The sequence below is a fragment of the Salmonella sp. SJTUF15570 genome (assembly GCF_043357055.1).
In the GTDB taxonomy this organism is placed as follows: domain Bacteria; phylum Pseudomonadota; class Gammaproteobacteria; order Enterobacterales; family Enterobacteriaceae; genus Salmonella; species Salmonella enterica.
The window spans coordinates 245,676-269,874 of record NZ_JBEUKJ010000001.1; the positions used below are offsets into that span (position 1 = coordinate 245,676).

The following is a 24,199-nucleotide window of genomic DNA, read 5'->3' on the forward strand; positions in this document are numbered from 1 at the left end:
ACCGGTATGTGGAACCGACATTCATCGCTTCACTGGCCTGTCTGTATGAGTAGCCCTTATCAACAATCAGCTATGCGCATTCCAGCCTGAACTCTGAAAGAACGTTTGGTTTTTTGTTTATTAAGAGCCTATCCCATTAGACTCTTTTATTCGCCAAACTGGCTTTAACGATTACGCCTACTGGGATAGGTTCTAAACTTATCATCAATACGTAAAATACCTATTTACGAACAAAAAGTAACAGGTAAAAATCCGAAATAAAACCAGCATAACTAAAACTTACTGCAGATATGCACACGCATTATTACTATGTTTCCAGGATAGTCTCGACCAGTCAAGACTATCTATTTTATATAAAAAAGGGAAATACTTCACATGAATAAAATACATGTTACATATAAAAATCTCTTACTTCCGATTACCTTCATCGCGGCAACTCTAATTAGCGCCTGTGATAACGATAAAGATGCCATGGCGGAAGATGAAAAAAATCAAGAGAAATACATGCAAGAAATCCAGCAAAAAGAGCACCAGCAATCAATGTTCTTTTATGACAAAGCCGAAATGCAAAAAGCTATTGCCAATATCAACGCAAAAGGTGGAGCCAATCTTGCGATTATTGAAGTCCGTTTCTTCAAGGGCGGGTATTCATTCATTCGACAGAGCGTTAACACCCCTGCTAAAGTAGAGATGTTTAAATTTAACAACGGCTACTGGGGGGGACCTTCGCCTGTCAACTTAACCATCTTTGGCACTATAACAGAGGAGCAAAAACAAGAAGCACTAAAAGAAGCTTTATTCAAATTCGACTCGATCAATTTCAGCATTATACCAGAGCGTATTCAGGAAACAATTAAACGCGCTAACGCCAGTGGCATCATTTCCGTTACGGAAGATAGCGATATCGTTGTACGAGCAGAGATAGCTCATAATGGCGAATTCGTCTATGACATTACCATTACTGCTAAAAATACAGGACGTGCGGTAATGACCTTAAATAAGGATGGTTCTATTGTCGGATATGAGACCAAAGAACCTTTCGACCCCAAAAAAGAAGCCGAAAAAGCACAGCAACTTGTTGAACAATCGAGAAAAGACATTGAAAGTCAGCGTAAAAAAGCAGCTGAAAAGATGAACGAAATACAGCAGACATTTAAAAAATAGCAGGCGATACAAACATTGATAAAAATTATAGCGCGAAAGAACGCGTGCCAGATACTAAAGCACTGCCTGAAGACAGCGAATCGCCATTTCATTCTCTGACACTGTAATTTTTCGTGCTCAAAATGTTTATTTATTGAGCCTTTTGTGGATAAACAGGTGACGTTATGTGACGCCAGGAACCTGGTCCAGTGGGCGTACTTGTTGGAGTCAGTCTGAAGCCGGGCAGCGCGCAGAAACCGGAGCGTACACGTTGTACGTGAGAATTTCGAGCACTGCCCGGCCTAAAAATGGCGAATAAGATAGATATTTTAAAGAGGTAATATGAAGAATTTTTTCAAAATAATTACTGATTTCATCGCGAATATTTCCCTTGATCTATTTGCTATATTTTTATGCATGTTATTCGTATACAAAAAAGGACCATCAATTGGTGTGATATCATTTTTTATTGCATTAATTATGTATCTCATTCTTCATTTTGTTTTTTACTCATTTCGTGAAAAAATCATAAAAAAAATATTCAAATAAGTATTGAAAATTATTTTTTTGAGGTACAAGTTCAGCGCAATAAAACAGAGCAACTCAAAAACAAAAAATTAGGCGTAGCGAAGTGGTAGAGGACTGTCATGTACTGGACCGTGAGCTGGTCGGGAGAGCAATGTACGGGAAAGAGTGCAATACTGTCATTGATGGCAACAGATGATGAGCGACAAATGGAAAAATACAGGGTGTTGGTAAACCGTGTGGACACATCAAAACCTGACTGGCCTGATAAGCCTGTAAGCCAGTAATATAACATTGTGAAAAATCAGGCTGGCGTTAATAAAACACACCAGCCTGAGTTAATATTCAGTTCAGGATGAGCTGATGAAACATAATAGCCTGATATACCCTCAGTCCTGATATGGTTGATATAGTTTTCTGTAAAAAACTAACAACCACAAACCTGACACCACCCCGGTGGCTTCAGCTCACCTTCTGGCCAATGTTCACACCATTCTGGGTGAATAAATGCTTCGGGGCCTAACGGCCAGCCACGGGAGGCGTGTTTTGTATTATCTGGTGGGGGTTTTGAATCACTGGCAGCCATCGCCGATGCCGAAAAGGCTGTAGCCGACAACACCAGAAGCAATGGGAAAAATACACGATGTCTCATAATATCACCCGTAAATATTAAGATTATCCTTGCTGTTAACTTCCCTCATTTTCAGCATAACTCATGCTTCATCATCATTGAATAAACAATTAAGTTTGTTGAACGAAAATTTACTTAAAGAAAAAATAATAAGCCTTAATATTTTTTGCAGTATTTTAATTTATAGCAGAATAAATGTACGTAGATGGCGTAAAAACCTGATGAGCAGGAATATCGATAGCCAGTAAATCACTCCTGTGGTAATGCAGGACACCTGATGACTGTTAAGGTCGCTTCATCTGTAGCGCCGGTGAATTCCAGCGATTTAAGTGAAAAGTAGCCAGCAGGCGCTTCTGCTGGTCCATATTCCTCTATTTTTCAGGCCATACTGAAGTGCCACACAGGTATCTGACAGAACGGTCCTGAGATAATAAATATAAAAGCAGTTACTGCCTACCTCAAGAAGTATGTGCTCATGATCATTTAAAGCTCTTTTAAAGAGACTGATAATAAGCTTGTCAATATAATATTATGCAGTCTCTATTAAGCGCCTGGTTTATTTGTTTTGCATAATCATATAGTTGACTTTTCGAGTAAGAATTTTCTTGCAAAGACAAATAAACGTGTTTTATATCTCTAAATAAGCATACATCACCATGAATATGAGCTTCTATATAATTCCCTTCATAGCCTTTACCATAATTAGAATGAGCTAAAAATTTTTCGCCCTTAGCCATTTTAACCAAACTCTTAAAGCAATTATAACCAAAAAAATCATTTTGACAGGATGCAATCAGGTTCTCCATATGGCAAAATGTAGATAATTTACTCGTATCCAGGCCAAATCTGTGGCCGTAGATATCAAAAGGTGAGAATGTACAATTTGTTTTTACATTATCATTTAATTCAAAAAATGATTTCCCATAGGCGCTGGCACCTCCATTTTCACCGTTCAGAAAGTCCAGTGCAGCATAAATTGGTCTGCTTGTAGGGCTAAAAATTCTACTGTTGGGAGTATATGCTACGGAAAAACCGCCTGTCTGACCATATGGGGCATAAGGTGAATCTGCAAGCTTCTCCAGTTCAAATGCTTTAGTTTCAACTGAATCACGTCCGACATTATAAGCAGGTAAATCTCCTGGTCTGCAACCTAATGCATAAGAGTTCAGATATTCTTTATTTTTTAAGAGAGAGACAAAGTCAATTTTGGCTGCATTAAAATTTATTGTCAGCCGGGCATTTTGTAAAACATCCACCATCTTATTTAGCAAGAGAGCGCAATCTATTTCGGCACCGCACTCACGGCTTATCCGCCTGAGCGCTTTTTCTCTTATTATGTCAGCGTCGCGCTGACACCTGGAATGAATATACGCAAGTACTTGTTTTCCAAAAAGGCGACCATACACCTTTTTACGCTCTTCATTGCTGAGACCGCAAAACACTTCGTCAAAAGAAAGCCTGTACGCTGCGCTTACAGAACCGCTCGCCGCTCTGCTTTCTGGAAATGGCGGAACATCTTCAACAACATTTTTAATTTGCTGAATATCTGAAGACAGAGAAGTACGTCCGACATTTTTTTCCTTATCTGTTTCCAGATATTCCGGAACCTTTACACTTCCACTATAGCAGATAGGCTTGAGCATATGTCTCCTGAATTTTTACGATTAATAGTATTCACTTTCGCTGACGTATTCTTTATCAGGCTGATATTTCAACACTTCTTAGCCGCCTTGTAGAAGTGCAAATAAAGCATACTAATAATTTCATAAAATGCTTAATCTACCCACTATTGCAGGCAATAAATTATCACCTTTTATTGAAATATTATCCTGATAATAAAAACAAATCTGATAAGGCACTTTCAAAAAATAGCCAAACCACACATCATAAAGAAAACCACCACAATCAAAATCGGTAACTATCAACTTTCAGCGGGGCTCAGGTTATCATGACGATCGGGGTAAAGGATGGATTACTATTGCGGTCAGAATTGAGGGAGTTTTGATAAATTTTTTTGATAAAGTTTTGATAACCGTTCGAATGCTAATAATAAAAACGGGGACGTTAAGTCCCCGTTTTTGTTTTTAACAATTATCGATATTACATATTCGCGATAATCGCGTCGCCAAACTCACTACATTTCAGCAGCTTAGCGCCTTCCATCAGGCGTTCAAAGTCATAGGTCACGGTCTTCGCGGCAATCGCGCCTTCCATACCTTTAACAATCAGGTCTGCGGCTTCGAACCACTGCATGTGGCGCAGCATCATCTCCGCAGACAGAATAATGGAGCCTGGGTTGACTTTATCCTGGCCCGCATATTTCGGCGCAGTCCCGTGAGTGGCTTCAAACAACGCGCATTCGTCGCCGATATTCGCACCCGGTGCAATACCGATACCGCCAACCTGAGCCGCCAGGGCATCGGAAATATAGTCACCGTTCAGGTTCATACAGGCGATAACGTCGTATTCCGCCGGACGCAACAGGATTTGTTGCAGGAACGCATCGGCGATAACGTCTTTAACCACGATCTCTTTACCCGTGTTCGGGTTCTTAATTTTCAGCCACGGACCGCCGTCAATAAGCTCACCGCCGAACTCGTCGCGCGCCAACTGGTAGCCCCAGTCTTTAAACGCGCCTTCGGTGAACTTCATGATATTGCCTTTATGTACCAGCGTAACGGAATCGCGATCGTTGGTAATAGCGTATTCAATCGCCGCGCGAACCAGACGTTTAGTGCCTTCTTCAGAACACGGTTTGATACCGATACCGCAGTGCTCCGGGAAGCGAATTTTCTTCACGCCCATCTCTTCGCGCAGGAACTTGATCACTTTCTCAGCGTCTGCAGAGTCAGCTTTCCATTCAATTCCGGCGTAGATGTCTTCAGAGTTTTCACGGAAGATGACCATATCGGTCAGCTCCGGATGTTTCACCGGACTTGGCGTGCCCTGATAGTAGCGAACGGGACGCAGACAAACGTACAGGTCAAGCTCCTGACGCAGGGCAACGTTCAGAGAGCGGATACCGCCGCCAACCGGCGTGGTCAACGGACCTTTAATCGCTACTCGGTAGTCACGAATTAAATCAAGGGTTTCAGCGGGAAGCCAGACATCCTGGCCGTAAACCTGTGTGGATTTTTCTCCGGTGTAAATTTCCATCCAGGAAATTTTACGCTCGCCTTTATAGGCTTTCTCGACGGCGGCATCGACCACTTTAAGCATGGCTGGAGTGACATCAACACCGATACCATCGCCTTCAATAAACGGGATAATCGGATTCTCAGGAACGTTGAGTTTGCCGTTTTGCAGGGTGATCTTCTTACCTTCCACCGGAACAACTACTTTGCTTTCCATTCACCTCTCCTTCGAGCGCTTCTGGTTTGCTCGTCTGTCATCGCGCTGCATGTGCAATGGCGTCCTGCTGCACGACTGCGTTAGAGCAATTTTTTGTTAATGTTTTGTAATGAGCATGTCAATACTACCCTATTGTTTGCCGCCATGAAAGACACTCATTATTGCGCTATAATGCGGCAATTAATAAGTTCTGAAAACACCATGCAAAAAACTTCTTTTAGAAATCACTACGTTAAGCGATTCAGCTCACGACAAGCATCTAAATCACGGAAAGAAAACCAGCCAAAACGCGTGGTTTTGTTCAATAAACCTTACGATGTGTTGCCGCAGTTCACGGATGAAGCAGGTCGCCGCACGTTAAAAGATTTTATTCCTGTGCAAGGCGTTTATGCCGCAGGCCGCCTGGACCGCGACAGCGAAGGGCTTTTGGTGCTGACTAATGACGGCGCGCTGCAGGCGCGCCTCACGCAACCGGGCAAACGCACCGGCAAGATTTACTATGTTCAGGTAGAAGGTATACCGGATAATGCAGCGCTGCAGGCGCTTCGTACTGGCGTCACGCTCAACGATGGCCCTACCCTGCCCGCCGGTATTGAGATTGTCGCGGAGCCTGACTGGCTGTGGCCGCGCACCCCGCCGATTCGCGAACGGAAGAATATTCCCACCAGTTGGCTAAAAGTCACCTTATATGAAGGCCGCAACCGCCAGGTAAGACGCATGACAGCGCATGTCGGTCATCCCACTCTACGATTAATTCGTTACAGCATGGGCGACTACACGCTCAGCGGCCTCGATAATGGACAGTGGCGCGAGATCGCACAGGAGAAAGACAGATGAAACGGCTTCTCATTGCTTTTGCTTTATTAACACCGTTATCCGTCAATGCGGCCAGCTTCGACTGCCAGAAAGCGCAGGCTGCGGATGAAAAGGCTATCTGCGCGCACCTGACGCTGAATGATAAAGACGTGGAAATGCACACCAAATATCAGTTTCTGAAAGGGTTGTTCGCGATGGGCAGTCGCGGCGCGCTGCAGGACGCCCAGCAGAGCTGGCTTAAACAGCGTCAGCAGTGCAAGGCCGACGTCACCTGCCTGACAAAAGCTTATAACGAGCGTCTGAAACAGCTTGACGCGATCTATGACCACATTGATAAACCGCTTTAATAAGGATGCCTATGTTCAAGCCGCACGTGACCGTTGCCTGCATCGTACATGCCGAAGATAAATTTCTGGTGGTGGAAGAGACCATCAACGGTAAATCGTTATGGAATCAACCTGCCGGACACCTGGAGGCAGATGAAACGCTGGCGCAGGCCGCCGCGCGAGAACTGTGGGAAGAGACTGGCATCACGGCGCAACCACAGTATTTTATCCGTATGCATCAGTGGATTGCGCCGGATAAAACCCCGTTCCTGCGCTTTTTATTCGCTATCAAGCTTGATCATATTTGCGCGACCAACCCCCATGACAATGACATCGATTGCTGCCATTGGGTGAGCGCCGACGAGATTCTGAACGCGCCTAATTTACGTTCTCCGCTGGTGGCTGAAAGCATTCGCAGTTATCAAACGGGACAATGTTACCCCTTATCTATAGTGGGCGAATTTAACTGGCCGTTTACAGAGGGTGTCAAGTAAAGGGCTGCGTGGTAGAATACGCCGCCTTGAAGTTCAATGTCGCGAGTATTCCAATGTCAGAAAGCCCAAAAAAAGTGATCGTCGGCATGTCCGGCGGTGTCGATTCCTCCGTTTCCGCCTGGCTGTTGCAACAACAGGGTTATCAGGTAGAAGGCCTGTTCATGAAGAACTGGGAAGAGGACGATGGTGAGGAATACTGTACCGCGGCAGCCGATCTGGCTGACGCGCAGGCCGTGTGCGACAAGCTTGGCATTGAACTGCATACCGTTAATTTTGCCGCAGAATATTGGGATAACGTCTTTGAACTGTTCCTTGAAGAGTACAAAGCGGGCCGTACGCCGAACCCGGATATTCTGTGCAATAAAGAGATCAAATTTAAAGCCTTCCTTGAATTTGCCGCAGAAGATTTAGGCGCCGACTATATCGCCACCGGTCACTACGTTCGCCGCGCGGATGTAAACGGCAAAAGCCGGTTGTTGCGCGGGCTCGACGGTAACAAAGATCAGAGCTACTTCCTCTATACGCTTGGCCATGAGCAGATTGCGCAAAGTCTGTTCCCGGTTGGCGAGCTGGAAAAACCGCAGGTGCGTAAAATCGCCGAAGATCTGGGGCTGGTAACCGCAAAGAAAAAAGATTCTACCGGTATCTGCTTTATCGGCGAGCGCAAATTCCGCGACTTTTTAGGGCGCTATCTGCCTGCGCAGCCGGGGAAAATCATTACCGTTGACGGCGATGAAATCGGCGAGCATCAGGGTCTGATGTATCATACGCTCGGTCAGCGTAAAGGGCTGGGAATCGGCGGCACCAAAGACGGTAGCGAAGACCCCTGGTATGTGGTGGATAAAGACGTTGAAAACAATGTGTTAATTGTCGCCCAGGGGCATGAGCACCCACGCCTGATGTCGGTAGGCCTCATCGCCCAGCAGCTACATTGGGTCGATCGCGAACCGTTCACCGGCACCCTGCGCTGTACGGTAAAAACCCGCTACCGCCAGACCGATATTCCGTGCACGATTAACGCGCTGGATGACGATCGTATCGAGGTCATTTTTGACGAGCCGGTTGCCGCCGTTACGCCGGGCCAGTCCGCTGTCTTTTACAGCGGCGAAGTCTGCCTGGGCGGTGGCATTATTGAGCAGCGACTGCCGCTGACGGTCTGATTATTCAATACACAACATCATTCAAGTCGCCTCAAAGCGGCTTAAAAGATGAAGTGTATTTTATTTGATACAAGGAAGCAGTGATTGTGGCAAAGAATTATTATGACATCACCCTCGCGCTGTCTGGCATTTGCCAGTCGGCACGCCTGGTACAACAACTGGCGCACCAGGGGCACTGTGATGCCGACGCGTTGCACGTTTCACTCAACAGTGTCATTGATATGAATCCCAGTTCTACTCTGGGCGTGTTCGGCGGCAGCGAAGCTAACCTGCGTCTTGGTCTGGAAACACTGCTCGGCGTGCTGAATGCCAGCAGCCGACAAGGACTTAACGCCGAACTGACGCGTTATACGCTTAGCCTGATGGTGCTGGAGCGCAAGCTGTCATCCGCCAAAGGCGCATTGAATACGTTAGGCGATCGCATTAACGGCCTGCAGCGCCAGCTTGATCATTTTGATTTACAGTCAGACACGTTAATGAGCGCCATGGCGGGCATCTACGTGGATGTGATTAGCCCATTGGGCCCGCGCATTCAGGTGACGGGCTCCCCGGCCGTTCTGCAAAGTCCGCAGGTGCAGGCCAAAGTCCGCGCCTCGCTACTGGCAGGCATCCGTGCAGCCGTGCTCTGGCATCAGGTAGGCGGTGGTCGCCTACAACTTATGTTTTCTCGTCATCGCCTGACGACTCAGGCAAAACAAATTCTTGCTCATTTAACCCCGGAGTTATGATCTATGGAATTATCCTCACTGACCGCCGTTTCCCCTGTCGATGGACGCTACGGCGATAAAGTCAGCGCGCTGCGCGGAATTTTTAGCGAATACGGTTTGCTGAAATTTCGTGTACAAGTCGAAGTACGTTGGCTGCAGAAATTAGCCGCGCACGCAGCGATCAAGGAAGTTCCTGCTTTTGCTGCCGACGCAAACGGTTACCTGGATACGCTTGTGGCAAACTTCAATGAAGAAGATGCCGCGCGCATTAAAACCATTGAGCGCACCACGAATCACGATGTGAAAGCGGTTGAGTATTTTCTGAAAGAAAAAGTCGCCGCGATCCCGGCGCTACATGACGTTTCCGAGTTTATCCACTTTGCCTGCACTTCTGAGGACATTAACAACCTGTCGCACGCGTTAATGCTCAAAACCGCGCGCGATGAAGTGCTCCTGCCTTACTGGCGTCAGGTGATTAACGCGGTTAAAGATCTCGCCACGCAGTATCGCGACATTCCTCTGCTCTCCCGCACCCACGGCCAGCCGGCAACGCCTTCCACTCTGGGTAAAGAGATGGCGAACGTGGCGTATCGTATGGAGCGTCAGTTCCGCCAGCTCAACCAGGTGGAGATCCTCGGTAAAATCAACGGTGCCGTAGGCAACTATAACGCGCATATCGCCGCCTATCCGGAAGTTGACTGGCATCAGTTCAGCGAAGAGTTCGTCACCTCGCTGGGCATCCAGTGGAACCCTTACACCACCCAGATTGAACCACATGATTATATTGCGGAACTGTTTGACTGTATCGCGCGCTTTAACACCATCCTGATCGATTTCGATCGCGATGTCTGGGGCTATATTGCGTTGAACCATTTCAAACAGAAAACCATCGCCGGGGAGATCGGTTCTTCTACTATGCCGCATAAAGTTAACCCCATTGACTTTGAAAACTCAGAAGGCAACCTCGGTCTGTCTAATGCAGTGTTGCACCATCTGGCAAACAAACTGCCGGTTTCCCGCTGGCAGCGCGATCTGACCGACTCAACCGTCCTGCGTAACCTGGGTGTCGGCATTGGCTATGCGCTTATCGCTTATCAGTCCACCCTGAAGGGCGTCAGCAAGCTGGAAGTAAACCGCGATCATCTGCTTGACGAACTGGATCACAACTGGGAAGTATTAGCCGAACCGATCCAGACCGTCATGCGCCGCTATGGTATTGAAAAACCCTATGAAAAACTGAAAGAGTTGACCCGTGGCAAGCGTGTTGATGCCGAAGGAATGAAACAGTTTATTGATAGTCTGGCCCTGCCGGAAGCAGAAAAAACGCGCCTTAAAGCCATGACGCCGGCAAATTATATCGGTCGCGCTGTGACTCTGGTCGACGAACTTAAATAATGTCTGCCTCACCCTCTTTTCTTCAGAAAGAGGGTGACTATTTGTCTGGTTTATTAACTGTTTATCCCCAAAGCACCATAATCAACGCTAGACTGTTCTTATTGTTAACACAAGGGAGAAGAGATGATGCGCGTACTGGTTGTAGAGGATAATGCATTATTACGCCACCACCTGAAGGTTCAGCTCCAGGATTCAGGTCACCAGGTCGATGCCGCAGAAGATGCCAGGGAAGCTGATTACTACCTTAATGAACACCTTCCGGATATCGCTATTGTCGATTTAGGTCTGCCGGATGAAGACGGCCTTTCCTTAATACGCCGCTGGCGCAGCAGTGATGTTTCACTGCCGGTTCTGGTGTTAACCGCGCGCGAAGGCTGGCAGGATAAAGTCGAGGTTCTCAGCTCCGGGGCCGATGACTACGTAACGAAGCCATTCCACATCGAAGAGGTAATGGCGCGTATGCAGGCGTTAATGCGCCGTAATAGCGGTCTGGCCTCCCAGGTGATCAACATCCCGCCTTTCCAGGTGGATCTCTCACGCCGGGAATTATCCGTCAATGAAGAGGTCATCAAACTCACGGCGTTCGAATACACCATTATGGAAACGCTTATCCGTAACAACGGTAAAGTGGTCAGCAAGGATTCGCTGATGCTTCAACTGTATCCGGATGCGGAACTGCGGGAAAGTCATACCATTGATGTTCTCATGGGGCGTCTGCGGAAAAAAATACAGGCCCAGTATCCGCACGATGTCATTACCACCGTACGCGGACAAGGATATCTTTTTGAATTGCGCTAATGAATAAATTTGCTCGCCATTTTCTGCCGCTGTCGCTGCGGGTTCGTTTTTTGCTGGCGACAGCCGGCGTCGTGCTGGTGCTTTCTTTGGCATATGGCATAGTGGCGCTGGTCGGCTATAGCGTAAGTTTTGATAAAACCACCTTTCGTTTGCTGCGCGGCGAAAGCAATCTGTTTTATACCCTCGCCAAATGGGAAAATAATAAAATCAGCGTTGAGCTGCCTGAAAATCTGGACATGCAAAGCCCGACCATGACCCTGATTTACGATGAAACGGGCAAATTATTATGGACGCAGCGCAACATCCCCTGGCTGATTAAAAGCATTCAACCGGAATGGTTAAAAACGAACGGCTTCCATGAAATTGAAACCAACGTAGACGCCACCAGCACGCTGTTGAGCGAGGACCATTCCGCGCAGGAAAAACTCAAAGAAGTACGTGAAGATGACGATGATGCCGAGATGACCCACTCGGTAGCGGTAAATATTTATCCTGCCACGGCGCGGATGCCGCAGTTAACCATCGTGGTGGTCGATACCATTCCGATAGAACTAAAACGCTCCTATATGGTGTGGAGCTGGTTCGTATACGTGCTGGCCGCCAATTTACTGTTAGTCATTCCTTTACTGTGGATCGCCGCCTGGTGGAGCTTACGCCCTATCGAGGCGCTGGCGCGGGAAGTCCGCGAGCTTGAAGATCATCACCGCGAAATGCTCAATCCGGAGACGACGCGTGAGTTGACCAGCCTTGTGCGCAACCTTAATCAACTGCTCAAAAGCGAGCGTGAACGTTATAACAAATACCGCACGACCCTGACCGACCTGACGCACAGTTTAAAAACGCCGCTCGCGGTTTTGCAGAGTACGTTACGCTCTTTACGCAACGAAAAGATGAGCGTCAGCAAAGCTGAACCGGTGATGCTGGAACAGATCAGCCGGATTTCCCAGCAGATCGGCTATTATCTGCATCGCGCCAGTATGCGCGGTAGCGGCGTGTTGTTAAGCCGCGAACTGCATCCCGTCGCGCCGTTGTTAGATAACCTGATCTCCGCGCTCAATAAAGTTTATCAGCGTAAAGGGGTGAATATCAGTATGGATATTTCACCAGAGATCAGTTTTGTCGGCGAGCAAAACGACTTTGTCGAAGTAATGGGCAACGTACTGGACAACGCTTGTAAATATTGTCTGGAGTTTGTCGAGATTTCGGCTCGCCAGACCGACGATCATTTGCATATTTTCGTCGAAGATGATGGCCCAGGCATTCCCCACAGTAAACGATCCCTGGTGTTTGATCGCGGTCAGCGCGCCGATACCCTACGACCAGGACAAGGCGTGGGGCTGGCTGTCGCGCGCGAGATTACGGAACAATACGCCGGGCAGATCATTGCCAGCGACAGTCTGCTCGGCGGTGCCCGTATGGAGGTCGTTTTTGGCCGACAGCACCCCACACAGAAAGAGGAATAAACATTTCTGTGCGTTCTTCCACGCATCTCGTTAAGCATCCGTTATAATCGGTGTCAGATACCAGCCTGCGGATACTTAACATGGAATACCAATTAACTCTTAACTGGCCCGACTTTCTTGAACGCCACTGGCAAAAACGCCCGGTGGTCTTAAAACGTGGGTTTACCAACTTTATCGATCCGCTCTCGCCGGATGAGCTGGCGGGGCTGGCGATGGAAAGCGAAATCGACAGCCGTCTCGTTAGCCATCAGGATGGCAAATGGCAGGTCAGCCATGGCCCTTTCGAAAGCTACGATCATCTGGGTGAGAGCAACTGGTCGCTGCTGGTACAGGCGGTAAACCACTGGCACGAACCCACCGCCGCCTTGATGCGCCCGTTCCGCGCTCTGCCGGACTGGCGTATCGACGATCTGATGATCTCCTTTTCCGTTCCCGGCGGCGGCGTTGGCCCGCATCTGGATCAGTATGATGTGTTTATTATCCAGGGAACCGGTCGCCGTCGCTGGCGCGTGGGCGAAAAGCTGCAAATGCGTCAGCACTGCCCGCATCCCGACCTGTTACAAGTCGATCCGTTCGAGGCCATTATTGATGAAGAGCTGGAGCCGGGCGACATTCTGTATATTCCGCCAGGATTCCCGCATGAAGGCTATGCGCTGGAAAACGCCATGAACTATTCGGTCGGTTTTCGCGCGCCCAATAGCCGTGAGCTGATCAGCGGTTTTGCCGATTACGTCCTGCAACGGGAGTTGGGCAATACATACTACAGCGATCCGGATATGCCGTCCCGCAAGCATCCGGCGGATATCCTGCCGCAGGAGATGGATAAACTGCGTAATATGATGCTCGATTTGATCAATCAACCCGCGCATTTCCAACAGTGGCTTGGCGAGTTTCTCTCTCAGTCACGCCACGAACTGGATATTGCGCCGCCGGAGCCGCCGTATCAGCCTGATGAAATTTACGATGCCTTAAAGCAAGGCGAGGTATTAGTACGTCTCGGCGGGCTTCGCGTATTGCGTATCGGCGATGAGGTCTATGCGAATGGCGAAAAAATAGACTCTCCGCATCGCCCCGCTCCGGAGGCGCTCGCCAGTCATATTGCACTGACCGCTGAAAACTTCGGCGATGCGCTGGAAGACCCGTCCTTCCTCGCGATGCTGGCGGCACTGGTGAATAGCGGGTACTGGTTCTTCGAAGGATAAGAACATCGCAATGCCCGGCGACCGCCGGGCTGACGCAAACTATCCACAACGATCGCCGCCAGGTTTGGCGACATCGTTATATTGCGGATCGCCCGGATAAATCGAGTGGGCCATTCGATGGCGAAATGACATTTGCCGATAGCGCCGCGCCAGTACGTTATCTCCAAGACCTTCCGCAATATTAGCCAGTTGCTGTAATCGTTCATACTGCATCTTTGCTGGATAAGCTACGGCATCAAGCGCAAAGGCGCGTTCCGCAAAGTCTTTTGCTTGTTCAAGCTGTTGATTATTCTTATAAAGCAGCGAAATACCATACAACACCATGGATACGTCGGACTGCCGACGTTTATATTCTTCCAGCAATGGGAGATAGGGGGAGGTACTGTCCAGGTCGATGTTTTCGGGCAAATAAAAGCGTAATCGTGATATTACCGTCGCCATTGGCGTTAAACGGCTCTGGTAATACGCGATAAGTTTAAGGTAGAGATCTTTCGCTTCCTTATAATGATGGCCCTGTGCATAAAAGCCAGCAAGATTATTGCTGTCAACCGTCATTTCGCCGAATTCGGCGCCATAAAGCGTTTGCTTAATTTTTAGCGCCTGACTTAGCGCATTAATCGCCTCGCTAATATGCCCTGCATTATAAGCAATATCCGCTTTCTGCTGCAAAAAAGAGGCGACGCGCTCACGATTATCCCAGGTTTTATCCCGTAAAATAACGCCCAACCACTGCCGCTCCGTTGCGTCTATCTTCGCCAAATAATAGGCTTTACGCGCACTATCACATTCGACATCCCGCTCTTCCAGCGCATCAGAATAAGCGTCGCGCATCCTGTTTAAGGTATAAACCAATGCCTCCGTCGATGCCTTTTTGTCTTTAAGACGCCACGTTAATGCCTGCTCTTGCCAGGCTATCCGCTGACGGTAATCAACCTTGATCTCGTATCGCCACTGCTCTGTAGATGAATACTCTATATGGCGATCGTCACTGTAAACATTAAAGGCCGCCAGGTGTTCAAACATATCGGCCCGATCGCCCGGATAAGTGCCCGCCGGAAATGTTTTCATGATTGCCCGCGCTCGCAGCAGCATTTGCGGCGTTAATTCAGGTTTACCCAGCCATTGATAAATATCACTTTGTAATAGCAGGCTACGAACAAGCTGTATTGAGCGTTTGCCATATTGCCGCGAGGCCAGCCTCACCGCATCATCAATAAACGTCATGCAGGTTTCATCGCCGGTCATAAAACATGCTGCAGATTGTTGCTGGCGCAGGGACCAGGAAGGCGTATATTCGGCGCTCCAGGCAGAAAAATTGATGGCGGAAAATATCCCGCCATAAATAATAAAACGCTTCACCACAATGCGTAACATTCGCTACTGGCCGCGCTTCGCCGTCAGCTCCGCGATACGTACAATCACCTGTACCGCTTTTTCCATCCCCTCCAGCGTCACAAACTCATGTTTACCATGATAGTTATATCCGCCGGTAAAGAGATTAGGACACGGCAAGCCCATAAACGACAGTTGCGCCCCGTCTGTACCGCCGCGAATCGGTTTCATCTCCGGCGTAATATGACAGTCGCGCATGGCCTGCTGGGCGATATCGAGAATATGCGGATGCTCAACCACTTTTTCGCGCATATTGTAATAACTGTCTTCAATCACCAGTTCGATATAGCAGTCCGGATGCAGCCCCTTACCGACTTTTTTGGCAATCTCCATCATTTTGCGTTTACGCGCTTCAAACTGCTTACGGTCGAAATCGCGAATGATGTAGTGCATTTCGGCCCGGTCAACGGTGCCTTTCATGCTGGCCAGATGATAAAACCCTTCGTAACCTTCAGTGGTTTCAGGCGCTTCATCCGCTGGCACTTCCGCGTGAATCCTCGCCGCCAACGACAACGCATTGACCATCACACCTTTCGCCGTACCAGGATGCACGTTATTGCCGACGATTTTGATATTCACCGAGGCGGCATTGAAGTTTTCAAACTCCAGTTCGCCCACGCCGCCGCCGTCGACCGTATAGGCCCACTGCGCGCCAAATTCCTCAACATCGAAGTGCTTCGCGCCTTTCCCTACCTCTTCGTCAGGCGTAAACGCCACTTTAATGTCGCCGTGGGGAATAGGATTACCTTTCAGCACCGCCAGCGCGGTCATGATCTCCGCAACACCGGCTTTATCGTCCGCGCCCAGCAATGTCTTACCATCGGTAGTAATCAGCGTCTGTCCCAGTAATTGATGCAGTACCGGGAACATCACGGGTGACAACACCTCATCGCCAATCCCTAATGCTATATCGCCGCCGCGATAATTCTCGACAATCTGCGGGTTAACGTTTTTACCGCTGAAATCCGGAGAGGTATCCACATGGGAGATAAAACCAATGGCGGGAATATCCCCCTCAACATTGGCCGGGAGCGTCGCCATCAACGTCCCTTTTTCACTTAATGTAATGTTAACCAGCCCCATCTCTTCGAGCTGCTGTTTGAGCAAACGTAGTAACTTCCACTGCCCCTCAGTGCTGGGAACCTGCCGAACACCCGACTTTGATTGGGTATCCAGCGATACGTAGTGTAAAAAACGCTCAAGTAGTTTATCCATGCAGTCACCCTCACTTTTCGTGACAACATTATTAATAAGCAAGAAAAGACAAATATTGCGTCAGGTCACTTTTATCCCTGCAAACAAGAATATTTCACTTTGACACGCTTTCTGACTATAAAGCTAAGTCAGTAATTCGCAACAAGGATTGGCGATCACAGTGGTTTGCCGTAGAATGACCGCCCTCATTAAGAGTGATTAAGGTGGTTAACCACAAACCCCGCAGCGGTCAGCCATCCGTTGCGTTTACATGGGACAGAGTAAGAAATTGAATAATCAACCGCGTTCGCTTTCACCGCTGGTGCTTTTGTCTGGAATTAGCAAAAGTTTCGATGGCAAAGAGGTCATTTCACAGCTGGATTTGACCATTAACAATGGCGAATTCCTCACGCTGCTTGGCCCTTCCGGCTGCGGTAAAACAACCGTTCTTCGCCTGATTGCCGGCCTGGAAACCGTTGATGCCGGGCATATCATGTTGGATAACCAGGATATCACCCACGTTCCCGCCGAAAATCGTTATGTAAATACCGTATTTCAAAGCTACGCTTTATTTCCGCATATGACGGTGTTTGAAAATGTCGCGTTTGGCTTACGGATGCAAAAAACGCCAGCCGCCGAGATAGCGCCTCGCGTGACCGATGCGCTGCGTATGGTGCAGCTTGAAGAGTTTGCACAACGTAAACCGCAACAGCTATCCGGCGGACAGCAGCAGCGTGTGGCTATCGCTCGCGCGGTGGTGAATAAACCTCGCCTGTTATTACTGGATGAATCGCTCTCCGCGCTGGACTATAAATTGCGCAAACAAATGCAGAACGAGCTTAAAGCATTACAGCGTAAACTCGGTATCACGTTTGTTTTTGTCACTCACGATCAGGAAGAAGCGCTCACCATGTCCGATCGTATCGTGGTAATGCGTAATGGCGTGATTGAGCAAGACGGCACGCCGCGTGAAATCTATGAAGAGCCAAAAAACCTGTTTGTCGCCGGTTTTATCGGCGAAATTAACCGCTTTGACGCAACCGTCATTGAACGGCTTGATGAACAGCGCGTCCGCGCCAGCGTAGAAGGTCGGGAGTGCAATATATACGTCAATTTCGCTGTCGAACCAGGCCAAAAACTGAACGTCCTGCTGCGACCGGAAGATCTACGCGTCGAAGAGATCAACGATGATAACCACATAGAAGGGCTTATCGGCTACGTGCGCGAGCGCAATTATAAAGGTATGACGCTGGAATCGGTGGTTGAACTGGAAAATGGCAAAATGGTGATGGTCAGCGAATTCTTCAACGAAGACGATCCTGACTTCGACCATTCACTTGACCAAAAAATGGCCATTAGTTGGGTAGAAAGCTGGGAGGTCGTACTGGCTGATGAAGAACACAAGTAAATTCCAGAATGTAGTGATTGTCACTATCGTCGGTTGGCTTGTGTTGTTTGTTTTTCTGCCCAACCTGATGATCATTGGCACCAGCTTTCTGACCCGTGACGACGCCAGTTTCGTCAAGATGGTCTTTACGCTGGATAACTACGCACGCCTGCTCGATCCGCTCTATTTTGAAGTGCTCCTGCACTCTCTGAATATGGCGCTGATCGCCACCCTCTCCTGCCTGGTGCTGGGCTATCCTTTTGCCTGGTTCCTGGCGAAGTTACCGGAAAAGATACGTCCGTTATTGCTGTTTTTGCTGATCGTTCCTTTCTGGACCAACTCACTGATCCGCATCTATGGGCTGAAAATATTCCTGAGCACTAAAGGTTATCTCAATGAATTCCTGCTGTGGCTGGGCGTGATTGATACGCCGATTCGCATCATGTTCACCCCGAGCGCCGTTATTATCGGCCTGGTTTACATTTTGCTGCCGTTTATGGTCATGCCGCTCTACTCCAGCATTGAGAAGCTCGACAAACCGCTACTGGAGGCCGCACGCGATCTCGGCGCCAGTAAAATGCAAACGTTCATCCGCATCATTATTCCATTAACCATGCCGGGCATTGTCGCCGGTTGCCTGCTCGTGATGCTACCGGCAATGGGCCTGTTCTACGTCTCCGATTTAATGGGTGGCGCGAAAAACCTGCTGATTGGTAACGTCATTAAGGTACAGTTCCTGAATATTCGCGACTGGCCGTTTGGCGCGGCGACCAGCATTACGCTGACCATTGTGATGGGACTCATGCTGTTGATTTACTGGCGGGCTTCCCGCTTGTTGAATAAGAAGGTGAGTGATATAAGCGATTAATTGCGCAACGCTAACAAATCCACGCGCATTCAGGCATGAAGTTTATTCAAGGGTAAACTTCATGCCTCCGACATAAAAAACGCATGAAAGCAGTTTCCGCCAGCATTGCAAATCTACAGCATTATCTGCGGCAGGCCTTCTATTACTTTTACCTGTAGCGACGCTATCACAGACAGTAATGCATTTATACGTGGAGCTCTCAGGTTTTATACTGATTGCCAGTCTCTTTTAAATATTATATTACATCTGATGCGCCCGCAGTTGAGATAAAAAGGGTCGATTTAATCAATTATGTAGTCATTTTTACTCCAGTTTAAGTGAGATTATTATGCCGATTACTATAGGGAATGGTTTTTTAAAAAGCGAAATACTTATCAATCCCCCAGGGAATACGAAAGAAACATGTTGCAAAGTTTTATGGGAAAAAATTAAAGACTTCTTTTTTTCTACTGGCAAAGCAAAAGCGGACCGTTGTCTACATGAGATGTTGTTTGCCGATTGCACCCCCACACGAGAGCGGCTTACAGAGATTTTTTTTGAGTTGAAGGCATTAGCCTGTGCATCGCAAAGAGATAGATTTCAGGTTCATAATCCTCATGAAAATGATGCCATCATGATTCTTCGTATCATGGATCAAAACGAAGAGAACGAATTGTTACGTATCACTCAAAATACCGATACCTTTAGCTGTGAAGTCATGGGGAAGGTCTATTTTTTAATGAAAGATCGCCCGGATATTTTAAAATCGCATCCACAAATGGCGGCCATGATTAATAGAAGATATAGCGACATCGCAGATTACCCCCTCCCTTCGACATTATGTCTCAATCTTGCTGGCGCGCCGACATTATCGGTTCCATTAGACAACATAGAGGGGTATTTATATTCTGAATTGAGAAAAGGACATTTAGATGAGTGGAAAACGCAAGAAAAGGTAACCTACCTGGCAGCGAAAATTCAGTCTGGGATTGAAAAGACAACGCGCATTTTACAGCATGCGAATATATCCGAAAGTACTCAGCAAAACGCATTTTTAGAAACAATGACGATGTGTGGCTTAAAACAGCTTGAAATACCACCACCGCATACCCACATACCTATTGAAAAAATGGTAGAAGAGGTTTTACTGGCGGATAAGACGTTTCAGGCGTTCCTCGTAACGGATCCCAGCGCCAGCCTAAGCATGTTAGGAGAGATAATCGAAACCCTCTCTGATCAGGTTTTTCACGCCATTTTTAGAATAGACCCCCAGGCTATACAAAAAATGGCGGAAGAACAGTTAACCACGCTACACGTTTGCTCAGAACAACAAAGCGGCTGTTTATGTTGTTTTTTATAAAATCAGACGACGCTTTCTCAAACGTCACGTTCAGGGTTTACTCACGTACTCCATGTTTGCCTACAGAGTAACCTCTTGCCTGGTGCAATAATGCCGCATATGACCGGATCGGATGAGAATAGTCATTTAAATGGCCTTTTTTTCCCGCTCGTCTGGCAATTTGTTGTAAAATTCGCGGCTTCAAGCGGCAGCTTGCTTCTTCCTGGCTGCTGATAACCGCGAGACGTTTTGGAGAGATTTTGGAGAAGAGAAAAAATTGATCATTTTCAATACTCTAAAAGCACCCCATCCTCTGAATAAGAAGGTGGAACTTGAATGATCGGTCGGCTGCTCCGTGGCGGTTTCATGACTGCCATCTATGCGTATCTGTATATTCCCATCATTATTCTGATCGTGAACTCCTTCAACAGTTCGCGGTTCGGCATTAACTGGCAGGGCTTTACCACTAAATGGTACGAACTCCTGGTCAATAACGACAGTCTGTTGCAGGCCGCTCAACATTCACTGACGATGGCGATTTTTTCAGCGACCTTCGCCACGTTGATTGGCTCGTTAACCGCGGTGGCGCTTTATCGCTACCGCTTTCGCGGGAAGCCATTCGTCAGCGGGATGCTGTTTGTAGTAATGATGTCGCCGGATATCGTGATGGCGATCTCCCTGCTGGTGCTGTTTATGTTACTCGGCATTCAACTGGGCTTTTGGTCGTTGCTGTTCTCGCACATCACCTTTAGCCTGCCGTTTGTGGTCGTCACGGTCTATTCGCGCCTGAAAGGCTTTGATGTCAGAATGCTGGAAGCCGCAAAAGACCTGGGGGCCAGTGAGGTAACGATTTTACGCAAAATCATTCTGCCGCTGGCGATGCCGGCGGTGGCGGCGGGCTGGTTGCTGAGCTTTACGTTGTCGATGGACGATGTAGTGGTCTCGTCGTTTGTCACCGGGCCGGGCTATGAAATTTTACCCTTAAAGATTTATTCCATGGTAAAAGTCGGCGTTTCACCAGAAGTGAACGCGCTGGCGACCGTTTTATTGGTGCTGTCTCTGGTAATGGTCATTGCCAGCCAGCTTATTGCTCGTGATAAAACCAAGGGCCGATAAGGCCCGTAATTCAGGGGACGTTAAATGAAAAAATGGTCACGCCACCTGCTCGCGGCGGGCGCCCTGGCGCTGGGTATGAGTGCCGCTCATGCCTCCGACAACGACACGCTCTATTTCTATAACTGGACTGAGTATGTACCGCCGGGCCTGCTGGAACAGTTCACTAAAGAGACCGGCATTAAGGTGATTTATTCGACCTACGAGTCGAACGAAACCATGTATGCCAAACTCAAAACCTATAAAGATGGCGCGTATGACCTGGTTGTTCCTTCTACATACTATGTCGACAAAATGCGCAAAGAAGGCATGATCCAGAAGATCGATAAGTCGAAATTAACCAATTTCCACAACCTCGATCCGGAAATGCTCAACAAACCGTTTGACCCCAACAACGATTATTCTGTTCCGTATATCTGGGGCGCAACGGCGATTGGCGTGAACAGCGATGCTATCGATCCAAAAACCATTACCAGCTGGGCTGACTTGTGGAAACCGGAATATAAAAACAGCCTGCTTTTAACCGACGATGCGCGAGAAGTCTTCCAGATGGCGCTGCGCAAGCTAGGTTATTCCGGTAACACTACCGATCCGAAAGAGATCGAAGCGGCATATGAAGAGTTGAAAAAACTGATGCCGAACGTAGCGGCCTTCAACTCCGATAATCCGGCGAATCCGTATATGGAAGGGGAAGTAAACCTGGGGATGGTGTGGAACGGTTCGGCCTTCGTTGCTCGTCAGGCTGGCACGCCGCTGGAGGTCGTCTGGCCGAAGGAAGGCGGTATTTTCTGGATGGATAGCCTGGCTATTCCGGCGAACGCGAAAAATAAAGAGGGCGCGCTGAAGCTAATCAACTTCCTGCTGCGTCCTGACGTCGCGAAAGAGGTGGCAGAAACCATCGGCTACCCTACCCCCAACCTGGCGGCGCGTAAGCTGTTAAGCCCGGAGGTCGCCAATGATAAGTCGCTCTATCCGGATGCGCAAACCATCAGCAAAGGCGAGTGGCAAAACGATGTCGGCGACGCCAGCGCCATTTATGAAGAGTATTATCAGAAGCTAAAAGCAGGACGCTAATTCAGCCAAAGCGCCTGTCGGGCCTACAGATGAACGTAACGTGAAATGTAGGCCGGATAAGGCGTTACCGGGCAAACAGCACTACAGCCCTTTCAGGAATTTATCAACAAATTCCGGCACAACCTGGCTTGCCGGGCCGTAGTGCTTCTCTTCAAACTCGCTGCCGACCTGGCTTGGCTCAAGATTCAGTTCCACCGTATGTGCGCCGTGCAGTTTTGCTTCATGCACAAACCCCGCAGCCGGATAGACATGACCGGATGTGCCAATGGCGATAAAAATATCCGCCATCGACAGCGCCATATAAATTTCATCCATGCCAAGCGGCATCTCGCCAAACCACACCACGTGCGGACGTAGCGGCGCCGGGAACTGGCAGCAGTGACATTTATCTTCCGGCATCACATCGCCGTTCCATTCCAGAATTTGGCCGCTTTGCGAACAGCGCACCTTCAACAGCTCGCCATGCATATGAATGATGTTGCGGTTGCCCGCGCGTTCATGCAAATTGTCGATGTTTTGCGTCACCAGCAAAAAGCGATCGCCAAGCGCTTCTTCAAGCTTCGCTAACGCCAGATGCGCCGCATTGGGTTGTATTTCCGGCTGTTGAAGCTGCTGACGGCGGGCATTATAAAATGTCTGCACTAGCCCCGGATTACGGGCGAATCCTTCCGGCGTTGCCACGTCTTCAACCCGATGCTCTTCCCAAAGGCCATCCGCCGCGCGAAACGTACGAATACCAGACTCTGCAGAAATTCCTGCACCTGTAAGGACTAATACTCTTGGGTTTTCCATCATTTCCGGCACCACTCTGTCTCTGAAAAAGATCCGCTGGCGCAGACGTTCACGCAACAGACGTTTATTTTTACGAAAGCGGCTTAATCGATGAAACCGACGCGACTGCATAACAACCTCTTTTTTTGATTAGTCGGTAAGATGTAAAAAAGCAGCACCGCGCATCCCACCTGCATCCCCATGCCGCGCACGCTCAATGCGCGGCGCGCGGGCAACAGGGAGGAGATGGCGCGGCAGTCTTTCCGCCAGTTGCGTTGTTATTGCCGTAAAGTTCGATAGTCCGCCGCCGATCACCAATAAATCGGGATCGACAATCGTCAGTATATTCCCCAGACAAACCGCCAGTAAATCCAGATAGCGCTCAACATGCGCGTGCGCCTGCTCATCACCCTGCTCCCACAACGCGATAATCTCCGGCGCCTGCAGCGATTGATCATAATAATGCTGATATAGCCACGCAAACCCGCGCCCGGACAGATAATTCTCAATGCAGCCCATCTGACCGCATCCACAACGGCGGAGAGGAAAATCAAACCCCATCAACGTTAGCGCGTCAACCGGCAAACGCATATGGCCAAACTCGCCGGTGATATAGCTCTGACCGGTAATCGGCTTCCCGTTTAGCACCAGGCCACCGCCGACGCCGGTGCCGAGGATAAGCCCCATAACCAAAGGATATTGCGTGAATTCATCATCCCAGGCTTCGGACAAGGCAAAACAGTTAGCGTCATTGTCCAGACGCACATCGCGATCCAGTCGGGCGCTGAGATCGGCGCGCAACGGCTTACCGCTGGCTGCCGGGACATTCGCGGCGTACAGCGTGCCGTCTTCGGTTTCCGGCATACCGGGTATGCCAATCCCTACCGACCCTTTTACGCCAAATCGCTGGTCGGCTTCCGCGACCAGTTCGCACACGGCGTCTAAAAAGGCGCTATAGCTGGTATGGGGCGTGGGAACCCGTTTTTCCCACTGCAGCCGCCGCGTTGAGTCAAATACGCCTAACGCAATCTTTGTTCCGCCAATGTCAAACCCGTAATACATCACCGCTCC

General features: G+C 48.7%; 22 protein-coding genes and 2 pseudogenes. 18 read left to right on the top strand and 6 right to left on the bottom strand.

Annotated elements, in window-relative coordinates; genetic code table 11:
• The first annotated feature begins 375 nt into the window (after window positions 1-375).
• The 4 genes and pseudogenes from ABVN44_RS01310 to ABVN44_RS01325 all read left to right on the top strand — a co-directional run.
• Window positions 376-1,164, top strand: coding sequence for a hypothetical protein (locus ABVN44_RS01310; protein WP_001033410.1), 789 nt, complete (start codon window positions 376-378; stop codon window positions 1,162-1,164).
• Between the two features lie 321 nt (window positions 1,165-1,485).
• Complete coding sequence (locus ABVN44_RS01315) at window positions 1,486-1,692, top strand: hypothetical protein (RefSeq protein ID WP_048348863.1); 207 nt, start codon at window positions 1,486-1,488, stop codon at window positions 1,690-1,692.
• A 161-nt stretch (window positions 1,693-1,853) separates the two neighbouring features.
• A pseudogene (locus ABVN44_RS01320) lies at window positions 1,854-1,955 on the top strand (tail fiber assembly protein); the annotation flags it as partial.
• 394 nt (window positions 1,956-2,349) lie between these two features.
• Window positions 2,350-2,532 (top strand): annotated as a pseudogene (locus ABVN44_RS01325) (hypothetical protein); the annotation flags it as partial.
• Window positions 2,533-2,817: 285 nt separating this feature from the next.
• Here ABVN44_RS01325 and sopF read toward each other — a convergent pair.
• Together sopF and icd are read right to left on the bottom strand one after the other, a co-directional pair.
• The gene (gene sopF, locus ABVN44_RS01330; RefSeq protein ID WP_000917279.1) at window positions 2,818-3,942 is read right to left on the bottom strand and encodes a type III secretion system effector SopF; all 1,125 of its coding nucleotides are present in this window, start codon (window positions 3,940-3,942) and stop codon (window positions 2,818-2,820) included.
• A gap of 457 nt (window positions 3,943-4,399) precedes the next feature.
• A complete protein-coding gene (icd, locus tag ABVN44_RS01335) occupies window positions 4,400-5,650 on the bottom strand; it encodes an NADP-dependent isocitrate dehydrogenase (RefSeq protein WP_000444508.1) in 1,251 nt (416 codons plus the stop codon).
• Between the two features lie 171 nt (window positions 5,651-5,821).
• On the opposite strand from icd, the gene rluE reads away from it, so the two are divergent.
• The 9 genes from rluE to ABVN44_RS01380 all read left to right on the top strand — a co-directional run bounded on the left by rluE (window position 5,822) and on the right by ABVN44_RS01380 (window position 14,011).
• Window positions 5,822-6,487, top strand: a complete 666-nt coding sequence (rluE, locus tag ABVN44_RS01340) for a 23S rRNA pseudouridine(2457) synthase RluE (RefSeq protein ID WP_023232466.1) — start codon at window positions 5,822-5,824, stop codon at window positions 6,485-6,487.
• Window positions 6,484-6,813, top strand: a complete 330-nt coding sequence (locus tag ABVN44_RS01345) for a lysozyme inhibitor LprI family protein (RefSeq protein WP_000825956.1) — start codon at window positions 6,484-6,486, stop codon at window positions 6,811-6,813. Before rluE ends, ABVN44_RS01345 begins: the two co-directional genes overlap by 4 nt.
• An 11-nt stretch (window positions 6,814-6,824) precedes the next feature.
• A complete protein-coding gene (locus ABVN44_RS01350) occupies window positions 6,825-7,286 on the top strand; it encodes an NUDIX hydrolase (protein ID WP_000476071.1) in 462 nt (153 codons plus the stop codon).
• A 53-nt stretch (window positions 7,287-7,339) separates the two neighbouring features.
• Entirely contained in the window at window positions 7,340-8,446 is a 1,107-nt protein-coding gene (gene mnmA / locus ABVN44_RS01355) for a tRNA 2-thiouridine(34) synthase MnmA (RefSeq protein ID WP_000004540.1), read from the top strand.
• An 86-nt stretch (window positions 8,447-8,532) separates the two neighbouring features.
• The gene (gene hflD, locus ABVN44_RS01360) at window positions 8,533-9,174 is read left to right on the top strand and encodes a high frequency lysogenization protein HflD (RefSeq protein ID WP_001519653.1); all 642 of its coding nucleotides are present in this window, start codon (window positions 8,533-8,535) and stop codon (window positions 9,172-9,174) included.
• A gap of 3 nt (window positions 9,175-9,177) precedes the next feature.
• Window positions 9,178-10,548 (top strand): adenylosuccinate lyase, encoded by a 1,371-nt coding sequence (purB, locus tag ABVN44_RS01365; RefSeq protein WP_023232467.1) that lies wholly within the window; start codon window positions 9,178-9,180, stop codon window positions 10,546-10,548.
• A gap of 126 nt (window positions 10,549-10,674) precedes the next feature.
• A complete protein-coding gene (gene phoP / locus ABVN44_RS01370; RefSeq protein ID WP_001537766.1) occupies window positions 10,675-11,346 on the top strand; it encodes a two-component system response regulator PhoP in 672 nt (223 codons plus the stop codon).
• A complete protein-coding gene (gene phoQ, locus ABVN44_RS01375; RefSeq protein ID WP_001031687.1) occupies window positions 11,346-12,809 on the top strand; it encodes a two-component system sensor histidine kinase PhoQ in 1,464 nt (487 codons plus the stop codon). Before phoP ends, phoQ begins: the two co-directional genes overlap by 1 nt.
• Before the next feature lie 80 nt (window positions 12,810-12,889).
• Complete coding sequence (locus ABVN44_RS01380) at window positions 12,890-14,011, top strand: cupin domain-containing protein (RefSeq protein WP_023232468.1); 1,122 nt, start codon at window positions 12,890-12,892, stop codon at window positions 14,009-14,011.
• Window positions 14,012-14,050: 39 nt separating this feature from the next.
• Here ABVN44_RS01380 and ABVN44_RS01385 read toward each other — a convergent pair whose 3' ends face one another.
• Together ABVN44_RS01385 and pepT are read right to left on the bottom strand one after the other, a co-directional pair.
• Window positions 14,051-15,385, bottom strand: coding sequence for a periplasmic protein (locus ABVN44_RS01385; protein WP_023232469.1), 1,335 nt, complete (start codon window positions 15,383-15,385; stop codon window positions 14,051-14,053).
• Between the two features lie 3 nt (window positions 15,386-15,388).
• Entirely contained in the window at window positions 15,389-16,618 is a 1,230-nt protein-coding gene (gene pepT, locus ABVN44_RS01390; RefSeq protein WP_000359412.1) for a peptidase T, read from the bottom strand.
• 250 nt (window positions 16,619-16,868) lie between these two features.
• Between pepT and potA the strand changes: the two genes are divergently transcribed.
• From potA to potD, 5 genes are all read left to right on the top strand, one after another.
• A complete protein-coding gene (potA, locus tag ABVN44_RS01395) occupies window positions 16,869-18,005 on the top strand; it encodes a spermidine/putrescine ABC transporter ATP-binding protein PotA (protein WP_048348864.1) in 1,137 nt (378 codons plus the stop codon).
• On the top strand, window positions 17,989-18,852 hold the full coding sequence (potB, locus tag ABVN44_RS01400; protein WP_000799391.1) for a spermidine/putrescine ABC transporter permease PotB: 864 nt from the start codon (window positions 17,989-17,991) through the stop codon (window positions 18,850-18,852). The genes potA and potB overlap by 17 nt, the downstream gene beginning before the upstream one ends.
• Before the next feature lie 328 nt (window positions 18,853-19,180).
• Window positions 19,181-20,191, top strand: a complete 1,011-nt coding sequence (sifA, locus tag ABVN44_RS01405) for an SPI-2 type III secretion system effector SifA (protein WP_023232336.1) — start codon at window positions 19,181-19,183, stop codon at window positions 20,189-20,191.
• A gap of 315 nt (window positions 20,192-20,506) precedes the next feature.
• Entirely contained in the window at window positions 20,507-21,286 is a 780-nt protein-coding gene (gene potC, locus ABVN44_RS01410; protein WP_000580299.1) for a spermidine/putrescine ABC transporter permease PotC, read from the top strand.
• 24 nt (window positions 21,287-21,310) lie between these two features.
• A complete protein-coding gene (gene potD, locus ABVN44_RS01415; protein WP_000759329.1) occupies window positions 21,311-22,357 on the top strand; it encodes a spermidine/putrescine ABC transporter substrate-binding protein PotD in 1,047 nt (348 codons plus the stop codon).
• 81 nt (window positions 22,358-22,438) lie between these two features.
• On the opposite strand, the gene cobB is transcribed toward potD, so the two are convergent.
• Together cobB and nagK are read right to left on the bottom strand one after the other, a co-directional pair.
• Window positions 22,439-23,260, bottom strand: coding sequence for a Sir2 family NAD+-dependent deacetylase (gene cobB, locus ABVN44_RS01420; protein ID WP_001191856.1), 822 nt, complete (start codon window positions 23,258-23,260; stop codon window positions 22,439-22,441).
• Window positions 23,261-23,278: 18 nt separating this feature from the next.
• The gene (gene nagK, locus ABVN44_RS01425) at window positions 23,279-24,190 is read right to left on the bottom strand and encodes an N-acetylglucosamine kinase (RefSeq protein ID WP_000291330.1); all 912 of its coding nucleotides are present in this window, start codon (window positions 24,188-24,190) and stop codon (window positions 23,279-23,281) included.
• Window positions 24,191-24,199: the final 9 nt, after the last annotated feature.